Raw genomic sequence first — 16802 nt, forward strand, 5'->3', positions numbered from 1 at the left:
CCCAGCTCCCTCATCCCGCTGACGGGCAAAGCCGCCAGAGTTTCGTCCAATGTGTTTTGCAGCAGGCTCATCAAAGAAAAAGGGAACGTGAAACACGCTCCCTTTTTACAGCCCTTCAGATCACGTACGGCTTAACTGACTGGCATTGCTCACAAGAGGCCTTTTTTCTGGGCGGGGTCTCGAAGTACTTCAGGCCAGCTTGCTGCGCAACAGGTCGTTGACCTGCTGTGGGTTGGCCTTGCCCTTGCTGGCTTTCATGATCTGGCCGACCAGGGCGTTGAGTGCCTTTTCATTGCCTGCCTTGAACTCGGCCACGTTCTTGGCGTTGGCGGCAATCACCTCGTCCACGATAGCTTCCAGCGCGCCGGTGTCGTTCATCTGTTTGAGGCCTTTGGATTCGATGATGAGATCAACATCGATACCTTCGCGATTCCAGAGCGCATCGAATACCTGCTTAGCGGCGTTATTGGAGATGACGTTCTCTGAAATGCGTTTGATGAGCGTAGCAAGTTGGATGGGCTGCACTGGAGCATCAATTGCGTAGCTTATATCGCTTGCGTTCAAGCGTCGCAAAAACTCACCCAACATCCAATTGGCAAGAATCTTTGGAGAAGCTCCGCGGCCCACTCCGTCAACAAAATACAGTGTCATGGCCTTGTTTTGAGTCAAACCGGAGGCGTCGTATTCAGTCAGTCCATAGTCATTTACGAAGCGCTCAGCCATAACCCGAGGCAAATCGCCCATCTGCCCTCCTACATCCTGTACCCACTGCTCCGAAATACATAGCGGGGGCAGGTCGGGATCAGGAAAATAGCGGTAGTCCGCCGCATCCTCTTTGGTCCGCATGGCGCGGGTCTCACCCGTGTCGGGGTTGAATAGTACCGTGGCCTGCTGGATCGCATGGCCGTCTTCAATCTGTTCGATCTGCCAGCGCACTTCATAGTCAATGGCTTGCTGCATGAACTTGAAGCTATTCAGGTTCTTGATCTCGCGTCGGGTACCCAAGGGGCCGCCGGGTTTGCGCACCGACACGTTGGCATCGCAGCGGAACGAGCCCTCTTGCATGTTGCCGTCGCAAATGCCGATCCAAGTCACGATCTTGTGCAGTTCCTTGGCATAGGCCACGGCCTCGGCACTCGATCGCATGTCGGGCTCGGTCACGATTTCCAGCAGCGGCGTGCCGGCGCGGTTCAGGTCAATGCCGCTTTGGCCAATAAAGTCTTCGTGCAGCGATTTACCGGCGTCCTCTTCCAGATGGGCGCGCACCAGGCGCACCGATTTCTTTTCATCGCCGAGGAAGAACTCCACGGCACCACCCTGCACCACCGGAATCTCGAACTGGCTGATCTGGTAGCCCTTGGGCAGGTCGGGGTAGAAGTAGTTCTTGCGCGCAAAGATACTGCGCGGCGCAATGTGCGCGCCAATCGCCAGGCCGAACTGGATGGCGCGTTCGACCGCGCCCTTGTTCATCACGGGCAGTGTGCCGGGCAGGGCCAGGTCTACCGCGCAGGCCTGCGTGTTGGGTTCGGCGCCAAAGGCGGTGCTGGCGCGTGAAAAAATCTTCGATTGGGTGGAGAGCTGGGCGTGGGTTTCAAAGCCGATGATGACTTCATAGCCATGCACCAGCGGGCCCGTGGGGCGACCTTGTTGTTGTGCTTCAAATGTGTTCACGGTCTCGCTCATAGTCAGAATCCTGCGGGCTTGGCCAGGTGGTAGTCGGTGGCTTGCTGGAAGCGGTGCGCGGCGTTGAGCAAGCGCGCCTCCTGGCAGTAGTTGCCCAGTAGCTGCATGCCAATGGGCAGGCCCTTGTCGGCTTCGGCCTTGGCAAAACCGACGGGAATGCTCATGCCGGGCAGACCCGCCAAGGAGCCGGACAGTGTGAAGATGTCGGCGAGGTAGTTGGCCACGGGGTCGTCGGATTTTTCACCAATCTTCCAGGCCACGGTGGGGGCCACGGGGCCGGCAATCACATCGCAGTCCTTGAAGGCGTTCTGGAAGTCGTCGGCAATCATGCGGCGGATCTTTTGTGCCTGCAGGTAGTAGGCGTCGTAGTAGCCGTGGCTTAGCACGTAGGTGCCGATCATGATGCGGCGTTTCACTTCGTCGCCAAACCCTTCAGCACGCGTCTTCTTGTACATGTCGGCCAGATCACCATGCTCCTTGGCGCGGTGGCCGAACTTCACACCATCAAAGCGGCTCAGGTTGCTGGACGCCTCGGCGGGCGCAATGATGTAGTACACCGGAATCGACAACTCGGTGCGTGGCAGCGTGATGGGAACGAGCTTGGCGCCCAATTGTTCGTACTGTTTGAGCGCGGCGTCCACGCTGGCGCGCACATCGGCGCTCAAGCCTTCGCCAAAAAACTCTTTGGGCACACCAATGCGCAGGCCCTCGATGGAATCGTTGAGCTTGAGTGCAAAGTTCTCGGCGGGCACGTCCAGCGAGGTGGAGTCGCGGTCCGGGTCGGGGCCGCACATGGCCGAGAGCAGCAGCGCGCAGTCTTCGGCGCTGCGCGCCATGGGGCCGGCCTGGTCCAGGCTGGAGGCAAACGCCACCATGCCGTAGCGCGAGGCGCGGCCATAGGTGGGCTTGATGCCGGTGACGCCGCAGAACGCAGCGGGTTGGCGAATCGAACCCCCGGTATCGGTGCCCGTGGCGGCGGGGGCCAGACGGGCGGCGACCACGGCGGCACTGCCGCCCGACGAGCCGCCGGGAATGCGCTCGGTGTTCCAGGGGTTGCGCACCGGCTGCACGGTGTCGCTACCTACGGGGGCAATCGCTGAGTTTTCGTTGCTGGAGCCCATGGCGAATTCGTCGCAGTTGAGTTTGCCCAACGTGACCACGCCGGCCTTGGCGAGCTTGTCCACGACGGTGGCATCAAACGGCGAGCGGTAGCCTTTGAGCATGCGCGAACCAGCCGTGGTGGCGAAGTCGCGCGTCACAAAAATGTCCTTGTGCGCGATGGGCAGACCTTCCAATGTGCCCGCGGTGCCCGCAGCGATGCGTGCGTCGGCCGCACGGGCCTGGGCCAGCGTGGCATCTGTATTGGTGTCAACATAGGTGCCCAAGGCCGCATGGGCCTGGCCGCGTTGCAAAAAGTGCTGGGCAGCTTCGACGGCAGACACCTGCTTGGTCTGCAACGCCTGGGTGAGTTCCTGCACGCTGAGGTCGTGCAAGGTGGTGTGGGAGAGGGGAGTCGTCATAGGGGCTGCGGTTTACTCAATGACCTTGGGAACCAGGAACAAGCCGCGTTCCACGGCAGGGGCACTTTTCTGGTTGGCTTCACGTTGGTTGGGCTCACTCACAACATCGTCCCGCAGGCGCAATGTCACGTCCTGGATGGCGGCTACGGGGTGGGCCAGAGGTTCGATGCCGGTGGTGTCCACCGCACGCATCTTTTCCACAATGCTGAAAAAACCGTTGAGTTGTGACAGCAGGCGCTCACTCTCTGCGGTCTGCAGTTCCAGGCGTGCCAGATTGGCAATGCGGGCGATGTCGGAAGATGTCAGGGACATGGAAGTAGAAGAGTTGAAACCAAGGGTAATTCGGGTCAAAACGCGGTTGGCAGGCCGAGTTATTCACAGGCGATGGGGTATTATCCTGCCTTTGGTGCGGGGGCCGTTTTTCTGCGGACTTTGACGCCAACCTTACGATTTTGAAACGCTAAAACCCGGCGATGCGGGGCCGAAGTGCCCGGTATGCCTGAGAGGATATGTAATGTTTGGAGCTTTTCGTCGGTACTTCTCCACCGACCTGGCGATTGACTTGGGTACCGCCAACACCCTGATTTTTGTGCGTGACAAGGGCATCGTGCTCGACGAACCTTCTGTTGTCGCCATCCGCCACGAAGGCGGCCCGCAAGGCAAGAAGACCATCCAGGCCGTAGGCCGCGAAGCCAAGGCCATGCTGGGCAAGGTGCCCGGCAACATCGAAGCCATTCGCCCCATGAAAGACGGTGTGATCGCCGACTTCACGGTCACTGAGCAGATGCTCAAGCAATTCATCAAGATGGTGCACCCCCGTGGCGTGTTCAAGCCCAGCCCTCGCATCATCATCTGCGTTCCCTGCGGTTCTACCCAGGTGGAGCGCCGTGCCATCCGCGAATCGGCCCTCGGTGCTGGTGCCAGCGATGTGTACCTGATTGAAGAACCCATGGCCGCGGCCATCGGTGCCGGCCTGCCGGTGTCGGAAGCCAGCGGCTCCATGGTGGTTGACATTGGTGGTGGTACCACTGAAGTCGGCGTGATCTCCCTGGGCGGCATGGTCTACAAGGGCTCGGTCCGCGTGGGTGGTGACAAGTTTGACGAAGCCATCATCAACTACATCCGCCGCAACTACGGCATGTTGATCGGCGAGCCCACCGCGGAAGCCATCAAGAAGCAAATCGGCTCGGCTTTCCCCGGCTCCGAAGTCAAGGAAATGGAAGTCCGCGGACGCAACCTGTCCGAAGGCGTGCCACGCAGCTTCACCATCTCTTCCAACGAAATCCTGGAAGCGCTGACCGACCCGCTGAACAACATTGTCTCTGCCGTGAAAAACGCGCTGGAACAAACGCCACCCGAGCTGGGCGCCGACATTGCCGACCGCGGCATGATGCTGACCGGTGGTGGCGCGCTGCTGCGTGATCTGGACCGTCTGCTGGCCGAAGAAACCGGTCTGCCCGTGCTGGTGGCCGAAGATCCTCTGACCTGTGTGGTGCGCGGTTGCGGCATTGCGCTGGAGCAGATGGAACGCCTGGGTTCCATTTTCACCAGCGAATAAACGTCAAGGTCAGCGATGCCACTCGGTACGCTGGACAGAGATCCTCCCCCCTTCTTCCGCCAGGGCCCTTCGGCCCTGTCCAAGCTGGCCGTCTGCAGCGCCCTGGCGCTGTTTCTCATGGTGGCCGACGCCCGCTTCAAGGTGATGCAGCCGCTGCGTGTGGCGCTGGCCGCGGTGCTGTACCCGGTGCAGTGGCTGGCCCTGCAGCCGGTCGCCTTGGTGGAGAGCAGCAGCGCCTACTTCACCACCGTGGCCACGGCCGAAACCGCCCAGGAGCAATCCCGCCGCAAGCTCAGTGCCCAGTCGCTGCGCGCCAACCAGGTGGAACAGCTGGAGCTGGAAAACAACCGCTTGCGCAAGCTGCTGGACCTGAGCCCGCGCCTGAGCGCACCGTTCAAGGCGGCGCAGGTGCTCTACGACGCTGCGGACCCCTACACCCGCAAAGTCATCGTGGACAAAGGGCTGGCCCAGGGCCTGGCGTTGGGCTCCCCGGTGCTGGACGAATTCGGGGTGATTGGTCAGATTACCCGTGTCTACCCCATGGTCAGCGAAGTGACATTGATCACCGACCGCGACCACGCCATTCCCGTGCTCAATGCGCGCACCGGTGCCCGTGGTGTGGCCTTTGGCGATACCTCCACCCATGCCGATGCGCTGGAGCTGCGCTACATGGCCGCCAACGCCGACGTGGCCGTGGGTGACCTGTTGACCACCAGCGGTGTGGACGGCGTGTACCCGCCCGGGCTGCCGGTCGCACGCGTGGAAAAGGTGGAGCGCCGGGTGGACGCCGTGTTTGCGCGCATTTACTGCGTGCCGCTGGCCATGGTGTCGGGCGCCGAGCACGTGATCGTGCTGGACCCGCTGAATGCGCAGATGGCGCCTCGCCCTGCGGCAGAGCCCGCGCCGGTGGCGCCCAAACGGGGCGAAGTGAAATGATCATGCGTCCCGGGCAGCAACTGCTGCTGCCTGCCAACCCCCTGTTTATCTGGACCAGCTTGGTCGCCGCCTTATTGCTCAACATGCTGCAGAACATGGGCCTGTGGGGCCGTGCGGCCTGGGCGCCTGATATCTTGGCCGTGGTGCTGGTGTTCTGGACCGTGCACCAGCCGCTGCGCATCAGCATTGGCGCAGCCTTTGTCTTCGGTTTGCTGATGGATGTGCACCAGGGCGGGCTGTTGGGCCAGCACGCCATGGCCTACACCGCACTGAGCTTTCTGGCCATCACGGTGCACCGTCGCCTGCTGTGGTTTTCGGTGCCCTCGCAGGCTGCGCAGGTGCTGCCACTGTTTGCCGTAGCCCACGGGCTGGAACTGATACTGCGTTTGATGGGCGGCGGTACGTTCCCGGGATGGTGGATGGTGTTGGCCCCGCTGCTGGAGGCTGCACTGTGGCCCGTGGTCAGCATCGTGTTGCTGGCCCCGCAGCGCCGCGCGCCCGACCCCGACGCCAACCGACCCCTCTAGCCTGACCCACGCATGACAGAACTGCGCAACGTTCAGGTCGATCTGGCACGCTTTCGCACGCGCGTGTTTGTGGTTAGCGTGGTGGTGCTCACCTGTTTTTTGTTGCTGGCGCTGCGTCTGGCCTATTTGCAGATCGTGCGCCACGAAGACCTGCGCGCGCAGGCTGAGAGCAACCGCACCTCCATCGTCCCCATCGTCCCCAACCGTGGGCTGATCCTGGACCGCAACGGCGTGGTGCTGGCCAGCAATTATTCGGCTTACACACTGGAAATCACGCCCTCCAAGAGCCTGGGTGTGGAACAGACGCTGGACGATCTGTCCAGCGTGATCGACATTACGGCGCGCGACCGGCGCCGCTTCAAAAAACTCATGGAGGAGTCCAGAAGCTTTGAGTCACTGCCGGTGCGCACACGCCTGACCGACACTGAGGTCGCACGCTTCGCAGCCCAGCGCTTCCGGTTTCCCGGGGTCGAAATCAAGGCGCGCCTGTTTCGCAGTTACCCCTATGGCGAGTTGGCCAGCCATGTGATTGGCTACATCGGCCGTATCAACCAGTCGGAAAAAGAAAAGATCGACGACAGCGACGACCAAGCCAACTACCGTGGCACCGAGTACATCGGCAAACTGGGCGTGGAGCAGAGTTTTGAGCATGAGCTGCACGGCATTACCGGTGTGGAACGCATGGAAACCTCGGCCGGCGGACGCGCGGTGCGCAAGCTGGCCAGCACGCCCTCCACGCCAGGCAATGTGGTGGTGTTGTCCATCGACATCAAGCTGCAAAAACTGATTGAGGACATGTTTGGCACGCGCCGTGGCGCGCTGGTGGCGCTGGACCCCAAGACCGGTGAGGTGCTGGCCTTTGTCAGTAAGCCCACGTTCGATTCCAATCTGTTTGTCGAAGGCATTGACCAGGAGAACTGGCAAATGCTCAACGAGTCCATCGACAAGCCGTTGCTGAACCGCGCGCTGCGCGGGACCTACCCGCCGGGTTCCACCTACAAACCCTTCATGGCGCTGGCCGCGCTGGAGACCAACACGCGCTCGCCCACCACGCTAATCAACGATCCGGGGTTTTACATGTTTGGTGGCCACCGCTTTGGTAGCCCCGAGAACGAGCGCGGTGGCGTGATGGACATGCGACGCGCGATCGTGGAGTCCAGCAACGCCTACTTCTACTCCCTGGCCAACGAGCTGGGCGTAGACACCATGCACGACTTTATGAAACCGCTGGGCTTTGGCCAGATCACCGGCATCGACATCAATGGTGAGGTGCGCGGCGTGCTGCCCAGCCAAGACTGGAAGAAGCGCTACTACAAGCGCCCCGAACAGCAAAAGTGGTACGCTGGCGAGACCATTTCACTGGGCATTGGCCAGGGCTACAACAGCTTCACCATGCTGCAGATTGCGCAGGCCGTGTCTACTTTGGCCAACAATGGCGTCAAGCACAAGCCGCAGCTGGTGATCGCCACGCAAGACGCCACGACACGCGTGCGTGTGCCCGTGGCCCCCGAGCCTCCGCAGGACTTGGGCTACAAGCCGGAAAACGTGGCGCTGGTGCGCAACGCCATGGTGGGCGTAACGCAGGGTGGTACGGGGACCCGTGTGTTTGCCGGAGCGGGCTACGTGAGCGGCGGCAAGACCGGCACCGCCCAGGCCGTGAGTCTGGGCAAGAACCAAAAGTACAACGCGTCTTCGATGGAAGAGCACCAGCGCGACCACTCGCTGTACATCGCGTTTGCACCTGCGGACGACCCCAAGATTGCGCTGGCGGTGATTGTGGAAAATGCCGGCTTTGGTGCGGCCTCCGCGGCCCCCATTGCGCGGCGTACCTTTGACTATTGGCTGCTGGGCCAGTACCCCAGCGAGGAAGACTTGGCCGCCGTCAGCCGCGGCCAGGCCACGGCACCGATTGGCAAGCCGCGCAAGGCCGACGACATCGCCTGGCCCCCGGCCCCACACTGAGCCTAGCCGCGCAAGAACGCGTCGTAGCCGGTCTTCAGGATCAGGGCCGACACCACCACGATAAAGACGCTGCGCACAAAGCCCGTGCCGTGCTTGAGCGCCAGATGCGTGCCGGCCAGGCTGCCCAGCACATTGGCCACTGCCATGGCGGCGACAAAGTGCCACCAGACATGGCCTTTGAGCGTGAACAGCAGCAGCGCCGCGAGGTTGGATGCGGTGTTGAGCAGCTTGGCCCCGGCCGATGCGTTCAAAAAGTCATAGCCCAGCAGCCGCACCAACAAAAACACAAAGAAGCTGCCCGTGCCCGGGCCGAAGAAGCCGTCGTAAAAGCCGATGCCCAGGCCGATGGCGCAGGCCGCCAGGGTTTCGTGCTGGCCGACAAAGCGTGGCACATGGTGGCGTCCCAGGTCTTTTTTGGCCAGCGTGTAGGCCAGCACGCCCAGCAGCACCAGCGGCAGGGCCTTGCGCAGGTACTGCGGTGAGACCACGGTGACCAGCCAGGCCCCACCCAGCGCCGCCGCAAAGCACACGGCCGCCGCCGGGCCAATGGTTTGCCAGCGCAGCTGGACGCGGCGGTTGTACTGCACCGTGGCAATGGCCGTGCCCCACACCGAAGCGCCCTTGTTGGTGCCCAGTAGCGTGGCCGGGGGGGCTTGGGGAAAGACAGCGAACAGCGCGGGCGTCAGCACCAGGCCGCCGCCGCCTACGATGGAGTCGATAAAACCGGCCAGGAGCGAGGCCAAGGTGACAAAAAGCATTTCCATTCCCGAATTGTCGCATCCGGGTTTGATGGCTCATTCGCTATGAATTTGCTAGCTGTTAGCGCAATGTTAACGGGGGCTAGGGGTCGAAAAGACATAAAAAAAGCACCGGGGGTACCGGTGCTTTTGTAAAGCTGCATCTTGGTGTGCAGGGTTTGTAGTTCGTTGTTAGCCGTCTCCTCGGCGTCGTTTCAAGCTTGGTCTTGCAGACCTCGCAGTTGCTGTCAGGTGCTGCGTTGGAGAGAAATGTATCCGCCTTGTGGGGGCTGCGGCATCAGGACAAACCCTTCATTGGCGCGCGGCCGCGTCTTCCGCAATCCATTGCGCGACCTTCTCTGCAATCATCAGTGTGGGCGAGTTGGTGTTGCCGCTGGTGATCAGCGGCATCACCCCGGCATCCACCACGCGCAGCCCCGCCACGCCGCGCACTTGCAGGCGGCTGTTCACCACGGCCGTGGGGTCATTGTCACGTCCCATCTTGGTGGTGCCCACGGGGTGGAAGATGGTGGTGGCAATGTCCCCGGCCAACTGGGCTAGCTCGGCATCGCTTTGGAACTGCAGGCCGGGCTTGTACTCCTCGGGCTGGTATTTCGCCAGCGCGGGCTGGGCCGCGATGTTGCGCGTCACGCGCAGCGAGTCAGCAGCAATCTGGCGGTCGGCATCGGTGCTCAGGTAGTTGGGTGCAATGGCGGGCGCGTCCTTGAAGTCCGGCGTCTTGATCTGCACCGTGCCGCGGCTGGTCGGGTTCAGGTTGCATACGCTGGCGGTGAACGCGTTGAAGGTGTGCAGAGGCTGGCCAAAGGCGTCCAGGCTCAGGGGCTGCACGTGGTACTGCAGATTGGGGTGGGGCTGGCTGGCATCGCTGCGCGTGAAGGCGCCCAACTGACTGGGCGCCATGCTCATGGGGCCGCTGCGTTTGAATGCGTATTCCAGTCCGATCTTGGCCTTGCCCCACAGGCTGTTCGCCTGGACGTTCAGCGTGGGTGTGTTCTTCACTTTGAAGACCGCGCGGATCTGCAGGTGGTCCTGCAGGTTGGCGCCCACGCCCGGCAGGTCCTGCTGCACGGGCACGCCGTAGCGTCGCAGCAGTTCGGCAGGGCCCAGTCCCGAGAGCTGCAGTATCTGCGGCGACCCCACGGCCCCGGCGCACAGCAACACCTCGGCGCGGGCCGTGGCGGTCACCATCTCCGTGCCATCCCACACCTGCACGCCGGTGCAGCGCAGGGGGGTGTCTCTGCCAGCCTGCGGCTGCACCACCAGCTTGGCCACCTGCGCGGCAGTCCACAGCTCAAAGTTGGGGCGCGCGTAGCACATGGGGCGCAAAAACGCCTTGGCCGTGTTCCAGCGCCAACCGGCCTTCTGGTTCACCTCAAAGTAGCCCACGCCCTCGTTGTTGCCACGGTTGAAATCGTCGGTGGCAGGAATGCCCGCCTGTGTGGCGGCCTGGGCAAAGGCGTCCATCACATCCCAGCGCAGGCGCTGCTTCTCCACCCGCCATTCGCCACCGGCCTGGTGGTGGCGCAGCACCTTGCGGTAGTCGGTGCCGCTGTCCTGCAGCAGGGGAGAGGGCGCACCCTTGGCACCGTGCAGTGCACTGGCGCCCTTGTGGTGGTCTTCGTGCAACTTGAAGTAGGGCAGGCTGTTTTCCCAGGTCCAACTGGCATCACCCACCAACTGGGCCCACTGGTCGTAGTCGCGCGCCTGGCCCCGCATGTAAATCATGCCGTTGATGCTGGAGCTGCCACCCAGTGTCTTGCCGCGCGGGTAGCGCAGGCTGCGGCCATTCAGTCCGGCCTCGGCTTCGGTGTTGAACAGCCAGTCGGTGCGCGGGTTGCCTATGCAGTACAGATAGCCCACGGGGATATGGATCCAGTGGTAGTCGTCCTTGCGGCCGGCCTCGATCAGCAGCACGCGTTTGGAGGCATTGGCACTGAGCCGGTTGGCCAGCAGGCAGCCGGCCGTGCCTGCGCCGATGATGATGTAGTCGAAGGTGGTGTCGTTCATAGCAGCAAAAAGAAGGCGGCAGACACCGCGGTAGGAAGCAGGGCGCCCAGCAACAGGCCGCCCGCACCGATGGAACTGTCCGCAAAGCCCGCGCGCAGCAGCGCTACGCCCGCAGGGTTGGGGGCATTGGCAATCACGGTCAGGCCGCCGCCGGATACGGCACCGGCCACCAGCATGTATTTAGCAGGGTCCGACATACCTTCAATCAGCGAGCCCAGGTAGGTCAGTGCGGCGTTGTCGGTCATGGCGGTCAGGCCCAGCGCGCCGAAGAACAGCGCCGTGGGCGCCAGGCTGGACACAATGGGCTGCAGCCACCACTGCTGCATGCCACCCAGCACCACCAGCCCGGCCAGAAAGAAGCCCACCAGCAGGCCCTCTTTGAGAATCAGCGGGTTTTGGAAGCGCGGATAGGCCTGGGTATAGCCCAGGAAGAACAGAAACAGCCCCAAAAACAGCACTGGGTGGTGCGCCATGAGCACCACGCCGGCCAGAAACACAAGGTGCACCAGGCTCACGAACCATGGCACCGGGGTGTCGGCCGTGGGGGCTGTGTGGGGTACGACCAGCTTAAGCTGCGGCCGCAGGTAGAGCACCAGAGCGGTGGCATTCACCAGCACCGCCAGCGCGGCTTTCCAGCCAAAGGTGTGGGCCATGAAGGCCGTGTCCCAACCCCAGGTGCTGGCCACCATGAGCACCGGGGGTGCGGCATACGAGGTCAGCGTGCCGCCGATGGAGATGTTCACAAACAGCACGCCCAGCGCGGCGTACTTGTGGCGCTCGGGCATCTGGGGAGTGAAGATTTGCGGCGCAAGCATCAGCGCGGCCAGCGTCATGGCCGCGGGTTCGGTAATGAGCGAACCCAGCAGTGGCACCACGGCCAGACCCAGCCACACCAGCGCCATGGTCGTAGGTAGCGGCACTGCGCGGGCCACCGCCAGCAGCAGCGCCCGCACGGCCTCCAGCACGGGGCGCGAGGCGGCCACCACCATCACCACGCAGACAAACAGCGGCTCGGTGTACTGGCGCGACTCGGCGTAGTCAATCGCCTGCTGGCTGCCCGATAGCAGCGCCATGCAGGCAATCAACACAAAGGCCCAGAAGCCAAACACCACCTCCACCTCGCCCAGCAGGTGCAGCAGCCCCGCGTGGCGCGGGTGGCGGTGGGCCAGGCGCTCAAAGGTCTTGGCGCCAAAGGTGTGTAGCAGTGCGATGCCAAATAGCACCGCCCCTACGGTGTGCATCAGGTCGCCCTGCAGAGCTTCGCCGGCCATGCGGCTCAGGTCCCGGTCCAGACGCGTTGGCGCCTATTCTGAAGCGGCAGCCAGGCCAGGCGTGCGTGCGGCTCCGCGTGGTCGGCGGTAAATGCCGTGGAGGTCCGTAAATTTGTCCCCGCACAAAAGGTCCTGCACCCCGTGTCGCCGATGACGGTGGCACTGTCTGCGTTGTTCTGAATGTCCATGGTGTCTCCTCATAGCTATTTTGCTTGTATTTCGTAGCGGGTACGATGCGAACCTCAGCCACTCTCTCCCAGACCTGCCCGTGGAGGACTCCCAGCCCCGTATTGCCTTGCACACTGCCACCGCACCGTCGGTCGTGGTCTTGCATGGCCGTTGGACTGCCGACCACCTGGCGGTGCCGACCACCTGGCAGGCCTTGCAACAGGGGCTGCAACAAGCGCAGGCGGCCCGTGCCGGCGGTCGCTCTCCGGTGTGGGATGTGCGCAGCCTGCAGCGCCTGGACCACACGGGCGCCCAGGTGCTCTGGAATGCCTGGGGGCGCCACTGGCCTGAACAGCTAGAGTTGCTACCGGCCCAACGCGCCATGCTGGAACGGGTTGCGCAGTTCTCGGTGCCACCACCGCCCGTGCAACGTACGTCGTTGACGGCCTTGCTGGCCACCATGGGGCGGCGCATGCTAGGCCTGCTGGCGCACCTGGAAGGCGCGGTGCGGCTGATCGGCCAGTTGTGGCTGGACCTGGTGCACCTGGTGCGCAGCCCGTTGCACGCGCCCTGGCGCGACATATCGGGCCATCTGTACCGCATTGGCGCCACGGCGCTGCCCATTACCGCGCTGGTGGGCTTTCTCATTGGTGTGGTGCTGGCCTATCTGATGTCGCAGCAGTTGCGCCAGTTTGGTGCCGACACCTTCATCGTCAACATCCTGGGCATTGCGCTGATCCGCGAGTTGGGGCCGGTGCTGGCCGCCATCCTGATTGCCGGGCGCTCGGGCTCGGCCATCACCGCGCAGATTGGGGTGATGCGCGTGACCGAGGAGCTGGACGCCATGCGCGTGCTGGGCATCGCCAAGGGCTACCGCCTGGTGATGCCGCGTACCCTGGCCATGGCGCTGGCCATGCCGCTGCTGGCGGTGTGGACCACGCTGGCCGCGCTGCTGGGCGGCATGCTGGCGGCTGACCTGGTCATGGGCCTGTCACCAGCTTACTTTGTCACGGCATTGCCCAAGACCGTGGACATTGCCAACCTCTGGCTGGCGCTGGCCAAGAGCACGGTGTTTGGCGTGTTGATCGCACTGATCGGCTGCCACTACGGCCTGCGCGTCAAGCCCAACACCCAGAGCCTGGGGCAGGGCACCACGGCGTCGGTGGTCACCTCCATCACCGCGGTGATTTTGGTGGACGCGTTGTTCGCGGTGCTGTTCAAGGGGGTGGGCGTATGACCGAGGCGCGCAAACCCATCGTGCAGATCGAGAAGCTGTGGTCCACGTTCCGCACCGCGGGCCAGACCAGCGTGATCCACCAGGACCTGGACCTGACCATTGCGCGCGGCGAGCTGCTTTCCATCGTGGGCGGCTCGGGCGGCGGTAAGACCGTGCTGCTGCGCCAGATGCTGGGGCTGGAAACCCCCACGAGCGGCAGTGTCACGGTGCAGGGCCGCCCGGCGGAGGAGCTGGGGCGTGCCGGTGCCGCCAGCCGCGTGGGTATGCTGTTCCAGCATGGGGCGCTGTTCTCGTCGTTCACGGTGCTGGAGAACATTGCGTTTCCGCTGCGCGAGCTGGGCACCTTGCCGGCCAGCCTGGTGCGCGATGTGGCCATGGTCAAGCTGCAGATGGTGGGGCTGGAGGCACGCCACGCCCACAAGATGCCGGCCGATCTGTCCGGCGGCATGGTCAAGCGCGTGGCGCTGGCGCGCGCGCTGGTGATGGACCCGCCCCTGCTGCTGCTGGACGAGCCCACCGCCGGGCTGGACCCTGACAGTGCGGACGGCTTTTGTGCCTTGCTGCAAAGCCTGCACCGCGAGCTGGACCTGACGGTGGTGATGGTCACCCACGACCTGGACACGATTTTTGAACTCAGCACCCGGGTGGCCGTGGTGGCGGACAAGCATGTGGTGATCAACGCCCCGCCCAGTGAGGTGGTGGCCTTTGATCACCCGTTTGTGCAGGACTTTTTCCGCGGTGGGCGCGGGCACCGGGCCATGGCCCTGTTGCAGCCCACCCCGGATGCCGTGTAGAAAGAAGACTTATGGAAAACAAATCCCACGCCTTCGCGGCCGGCGCTTTTGTGCTGGTGGTGGCGGCCCTGCTCACGGCGCTGGCCGCCTGGCTCACGCGCGACACGGCGGAGCAGCGGGTCTTCGAGATCTCCAGCGCGGAGGGTGTCACGGGCCTGCAGTCGCAAGCTGGCGTGCGCTACAAGGGCGTGATGGTGGGTCGCGTGACCGACATTGCGCTGGACACGGTGCAGCGCGGCAATGTGCTGGTGCGCATCGCCGTCAACGACGCCGCGCCCATCACCACCTCTACCTTTGCCACGCTGGGCTTCCAGGGCGTCACCGGCCTGGCCTTCATCCAGCTCGATGACAGCAACACCGCCAGCCCGGCGCTGGAAGGCAGTGACGGCAAAGCAGCCCGTATTCCGATGCGCGCCAGCATGTTCTCGCGCCTGACCGACCAGGGCGGCAACTTGCTGAGCCAGCTGGAGCAGGCCAGCGTGCGCGTGAACGGCCTGTTGGCGGTGGACAACCAGAAGCAGCTGATGGCCGCGATTGGCAATCTGGGGCGTGCTGCGGCCAGTGTGACCGCGCTGACTGAGCACGCCGACCAGGTGTTGGGCCCCAAATCCGGTCCCGACGCCGTGAGCCTGCCGCGCATGGCTGCGCAGGCCGATGCCACCCTCAAGAGCATGCAGGCCACGTCGGACCGCCTGGGCGCTAGCGCCGATGCGGTACGCACCTCGGCTGCCGAGTTCCAGCGCACCTCGCGTCGCATGAATGAGCCTGGTGGCACGCTGGACAAGATTGCCCAGAGCACCGAGGCGCTGGCCCACACCAGCCGCCAGGTCAACGCCCAGCTGCTGCCGCGCCTGAGCCGTGCCACCGACGATACCGCCCGCGCCGTGCGCCAGGTGGGCCGTGCAGCTGACACCGTGGGTGACAATCCCCAGTCCCTGCTGTGGGGCAAGGGCGCGGCCACCCCCGGCCCGGGCGAACACGGCTTTGTGGCGCCTGCCGCTGCCGGTACGGTGGGGCCATGAACTTTCAAGGATTTGCTATGAAAAACCTAGCTGCTCGCGCATATTCCACGGGGGCTAGAGGCCTGTTCGGCTTGTTTTTCCTGGGCGCAATGGCGGGTTGCGGCTCCACCAAGCCCGGTGCCAATGCCGCCGTCTACGACTTTGGGCCTGGCATGGTGACCGAACAGCCCAGCAACCGCATGGCGCCTATGCCACCGCTGGCGCTGGGCGAAGTGCAGGCCAATACCGCACTGGACAACCTGGCCGTGGTCTACCGCCTGGGCTACAGCGATTCTCAGCAGCTGCGCCCCTATGCGCAGGCGCGCTGGAGCATGCCGCCGGCTCAGCTGCTGCGTCAGCGCGTGCGTGAGGCCCTGGGCCAGCGCCGCGCGGTGGTGAACCTGGCCGACGGCGTGCTGCCTGCGCCAGGCAGTCTGGTGCTGCGTCTGGAGCTGGAAGAGTTCAGCCAGCTGTTTGAAACTGCCGATCGCAGCGCCGGCGTGCTGCGCCTGCGGGCCACCCTGGCCCAGGTGGGCAGTGGTGGAGACAGCCTGATCGCCCAGCGCAGTTTTGTCGCCCAGCAGCCCAGTGTGAGTGCCGACGCAGCCGGTGGTGTGCGCGCCCTGACCGTGGCCACGGATGCGGTGGTGGAGCAGCTGGAGCAGTGGGTGCAGCAGACCCAGGCCAGCCTGCAAGCGCGCTAGCCCATGCCCGAACGATTGGCGTTGACCTCGCTGCCGCTGTTCCCGCTGAACACGGTGCTCTACCCCGGTGGCACGCTGCAACTGCAGATCTTTGAGGTGCGTTATCTGGACCTCATGGGCAAGTGCCACAAGACCGGCGCGCCATTTGGCGTGGTGTCGCTGACCCAAGGCAGCGAGGTGCGCCGCCCCGACCCGCAGGCGTCCAGTGGCGACGGCTTTGCACAAGAGGCCTTCGTAGATGTGGGCACACTGGCCACCATCACCGAGTTTTCGTCGCCCCAGGCGGGGTTGATGCTGTTGCGCTGCACAGCAGGCGAGCGCTTTCGCATCACCCAGCGCAGCCGCCTCAAGCATGGGCTGTGGGTGGCCGACGTGCAGGTACTGCCGCCCGACCTGCCGGCTCCGGTGCCGGAGGATTTGCAACCCGTGGCGCAGGCGCTGGACAACCTGATTCAGCGGCTCAAGGATCACCCCAACGGTCAGGCGCTGCCCGTGGAGCCACCCTACCGGCTGGACGACTGCGGTTGGGTGGCGAACCGCTGGTGCGAGCTGTTGCAGTTGGCGCCCCACCTCAAGCAAAGCCTGATGCAGTTGGAAAACCCGCTGCTGCGCCTGGAGTTGGTGGGTGACGTCCTGAACCGCTCAGGCATCGGCCCCTGAACGCGGCCTCGTGCGC

15 protein-coding genes are annotated in these 16802 nt (G+C 63.8%); 9 read left to right on the top strand and 6 right to left on the bottom strand.

Annotated features, from left to right (window positions below; all coding sequences use genetic code 11):
- Positions 1-189: 189 nt before the first annotated feature.
- The 3 genes from gatB to gatC are packed head-to-tail and all read right to left on the bottom strand — an operon-like array spanning position 190 to position 3515.
- Positions 190-1683 (bottom strand): Asp-tRNA(Asn)/Glu-tRNA(Gln) amidotransferase subunit GatB, encoded by a 1494-nt coding sequence (gene gatB / locus AC1DZ5_RS20755; protein ID WP_477892589.1) that lies wholly within the window; start codon positions 1681-1683, stop codon positions 190-192.
- A gap of 2 nt (positions 1684-1685) precedes the next feature.
- On the bottom strand, positions 1686-3203 hold the full coding sequence (gene gatA, locus AC1DZ5_RS20760; protein WP_477892591.1) for an Asp-tRNA(Asn)/Glu-tRNA(Gln) amidotransferase subunit GatA: 1518 nt from the start codon (positions 3201-3203) through the stop codon (positions 1686-1688).
- A gap of 12 nt (positions 3204-3215) precedes the next feature.
- Positions 3216-3515 carry an Asp-tRNA(Asn)/Glu-tRNA(Gln) amidotransferase subunit GatC gene (gene gatC, locus AC1DZ5_RS20765; RefSeq protein WP_310342634.1) on the bottom strand — a complete coding sequence of 100 codons (300 nt, stop codon included), beginning with the start codon at positions 3513-3515 and terminating at the stop codon, positions 3216-3218.
- Between the two features lie 202 nt (positions 3516-3717).
- Between gatC and AC1DZ5_RS20770 the strand changes: the two genes are divergently transcribed.
- The 4 genes from AC1DZ5_RS20770 to mrdA are packed head-to-tail and all read left to right on the top strand — an operon-like array spanning position 3718 to position 8186.
- On the top strand, positions 3718-4761 hold the full coding sequence (locus AC1DZ5_RS20770) for a rod shape-determining protein (RefSeq protein WP_029709391.1): 1044 nt from the start codon (positions 3718-3720) through the stop codon (positions 4759-4761).
- A gap of 15 nt (positions 4762-4776) precedes the next feature.
- Positions 4777-5697 (top strand): rod shape-determining protein MreC, encoded by a 921-nt coding sequence (mreC, locus tag AC1DZ5_RS20775; protein WP_477892594.1) that lies wholly within the window; start codon positions 4777-4779, stop codon positions 5695-5697.
- Complete coding sequence (gene mreD / locus AC1DZ5_RS20780) at positions 5694-6224, top strand: rod shape-determining protein MreD (protein WP_477892596.1); 531 nt, start codon at positions 5694-5696, stop codon at positions 6222-6224. The genes mreC and mreD overlap by 4 nt, the downstream gene beginning before the upstream one ends.
- Positions 6225-6236: 12 nt before the next feature.
- A complete protein-coding gene (gene mrdA / locus AC1DZ5_RS20785) occupies positions 6237-8186 on the top strand; it encodes a penicillin-binding protein 2 (RefSeq protein ID WP_477892598.1) in 1950 nt (649 codons plus the stop codon).
- Positions 8187-8188: 2 nt separating this feature from the next.
- Here the strand turns inward: mrdA and AC1DZ5_RS20790 are convergent, their stop codons facing one another.
- From AC1DZ5_RS20790 to AC1DZ5_RS20800, 3 genes are all read right to left on the bottom strand, one after another.
- Positions 8189-8950, bottom strand: a complete 762-nt coding sequence (locus tag AC1DZ5_RS20790) for a sulfite exporter TauE/SafE family protein (protein ID WP_477892600.1) — start codon at positions 8948-8950, stop codon at positions 8189-8191.
- A 285-nt stretch (positions 8951-9235) separates the two neighbouring features.
- Complete coding sequence (locus tag AC1DZ5_RS20795) at positions 9236-10951, bottom strand: GMC family oxidoreductase (protein WP_477892602.1); 1716 nt, start codon at positions 10949-10951, stop codon at positions 9236-9238.
- Positions 10948-12222 (bottom strand): putative Na+/H+ antiporter, encoded by a 1275-nt coding sequence (locus AC1DZ5_RS20800; RefSeq protein WP_477892604.1) that lies wholly within the window; start codon positions 12220-12222, stop codon positions 10948-10950. The genes AC1DZ5_RS20795 and AC1DZ5_RS20800 overlap by 4 nt, the downstream gene beginning before the upstream one ends.
- A gap of 295 nt (positions 12223-12517) precedes the next feature.
- On the opposite strand from AC1DZ5_RS20800, the gene AC1DZ5_RS20805 reads away from it, so the two are divergent.
- Genes AC1DZ5_RS20805 through AC1DZ5_RS20825 form a run of 5 tightly spaced genes read left to right on the top strand, consistent with a single transcriptional unit; the run spans position 12518 to position 16786 of the window.
- Positions 12518-13627 carry an MlaE family ABC transporter permease gene (locus AC1DZ5_RS20805; RefSeq protein WP_477892606.1) on the top strand — a complete coding sequence of 370 codons (1110 nt, stop codon included), beginning with the start codon at positions 12518-12520 and terminating at the stop codon, positions 13625-13627.
- Positions 13624-14421, top strand: coding sequence for an ABC transporter ATP-binding protein (locus AC1DZ5_RS20810; protein WP_477892608.1), 798 nt, complete (start codon positions 13624-13626; stop codon positions 14419-14421). The genes AC1DZ5_RS20805 and AC1DZ5_RS20810 overlap by 4 nt, the downstream gene beginning before the upstream one ends.
- 11 nt (positions 14422-14432) lie before the next feature.
- Complete coding sequence (locus AC1DZ5_RS20815; RefSeq protein WP_477892610.1) at positions 14433-15443, top strand: MlaD family protein; 1011 nt, start codon at positions 14433-14435, stop codon at positions 15441-15443.
- Between the two features lie 17 nt (positions 15444-15460).
- Positions 15461-16126 carry an ABC-type transport auxiliary lipoprotein family protein gene (locus tag AC1DZ5_RS20820; protein ID WP_477892612.1) on the top strand — a complete coding sequence of 222 codons (666 nt, stop codon included), beginning with the start codon at positions 15461-15463 and terminating at the stop codon, positions 16124-16126.
- Between the two features lie 3 nt (positions 16127-16129).
- On the top strand, positions 16130-16786 hold the full coding sequence (locus tag AC1DZ5_RS20825) for an LON peptidase substrate-binding domain-containing protein (protein ID WP_477892614.1): 657 nt from the start codon (positions 16130-16132) through the stop codon (positions 16784-16786).
- Positions 16787-16802 lie beyond the last annotated feature (16 nt).

It is taken from the genome of Rhodoferax sp. P1_F3 (assembly GCF_056405715.1).

What these genes read in the sequence shown, in the direction of transcription:
- gatB (WP_477892589.1), bottom strand. Translation starts at nt 1,683, where the DNA reads ATGAGCGAGACCGTGAACACATTTGAAGCACAACAACAAGGTCGCCCC.
- gatA (WP_477892591.1), bottom strand. Translation starts at nt 3,203, where the DNA reads ATGACGACTCCCCTCTCCCACACCACCTTGCACGACCTCAGCGTGCAG.
- gatC (WP_310342634.1), bottom strand. Translation starts at nt 3,515, where the DNA reads ATGTCCCTGACATCTTCCGACATCGCCCGCATTGCCAATCTGGCACGC.
- AC1DZ5_RS20770 (WP_029709391.1), top strand. Translation starts at nt 3,718, where the DNA reads ATGTTTGGAGCTTTTCGTCGGTACTTCTCCACCGACCTGGCGATTGAC.
- mreC (WP_477892594.1), top strand. Translation starts at nt 4,777, where the DNA reads ATGCCACTCGGTACGCTGGACAGAGATCCTCCCCCCTTCTTCCGCCAG.
- mreD (WP_477892596.1), top strand. Translation starts at nt 5,694, where the DNA reads ATGATCATGCGTCCCGGGCAGCAACTGCTGCTGCCTGCCAACCCCCTG.
- mrdA (WP_477892598.1), top strand. Translation starts at nt 6,237, where the DNA reads ATGACAGAACTGCGCAACGTTCAGGTCGATCTGGCACGCTTTCGCACG.
- AC1DZ5_RS20790 (WP_477892600.1), bottom strand. Translation starts at nt 8,950, where the DNA reads ATGGAAATGCTTTTTGTCACCTTGGCCTCGCTCCTGGCCGGTTTTATC.
- AC1DZ5_RS20795 (WP_477892602.1), bottom strand. Translation starts at nt 10,951, where the DNA reads ATGAACGACACCACCTTCGACTACATCATCATCGGCGCAGGCACGGCC.
- AC1DZ5_RS20800 (WP_477892604.1), bottom strand. Translation starts at nt 12,222, where the DNA reads ATGGCCGGCGAAGCTCTGCAGGGCGACCTGATGCACACCGTAGGGGCG.
- AC1DZ5_RS20810 (WP_477892608.1), top strand. Translation starts at nt 13,624, where the DNA reads ATGACCGAGGCGCGCAAACCCATCGTGCAGATCGAGAAGCTGTGGTCC.
- AC1DZ5_RS20815 (WP_477892610.1), top strand. Translation starts at nt 14,433, where the DNA reads ATGGAAAACAAATCCCACGCCTTCGCGGCCGGCGCTTTTGTGCTGGTG.
- AC1DZ5_RS20820 (WP_477892612.1), top strand. Translation starts at nt 15,461, where the DNA reads ATGAAAAACCTAGCTGCTCGCGCATATTCCACGGGGGCTAGAGGCCTG.
- AC1DZ5_RS20825 (WP_477892614.1), top strand. Translation starts at nt 16,130, where the DNA reads ATGCCCGAACGATTGGCGTTGACCTCGCTGCCGCTGTTCCCGCTGAAC.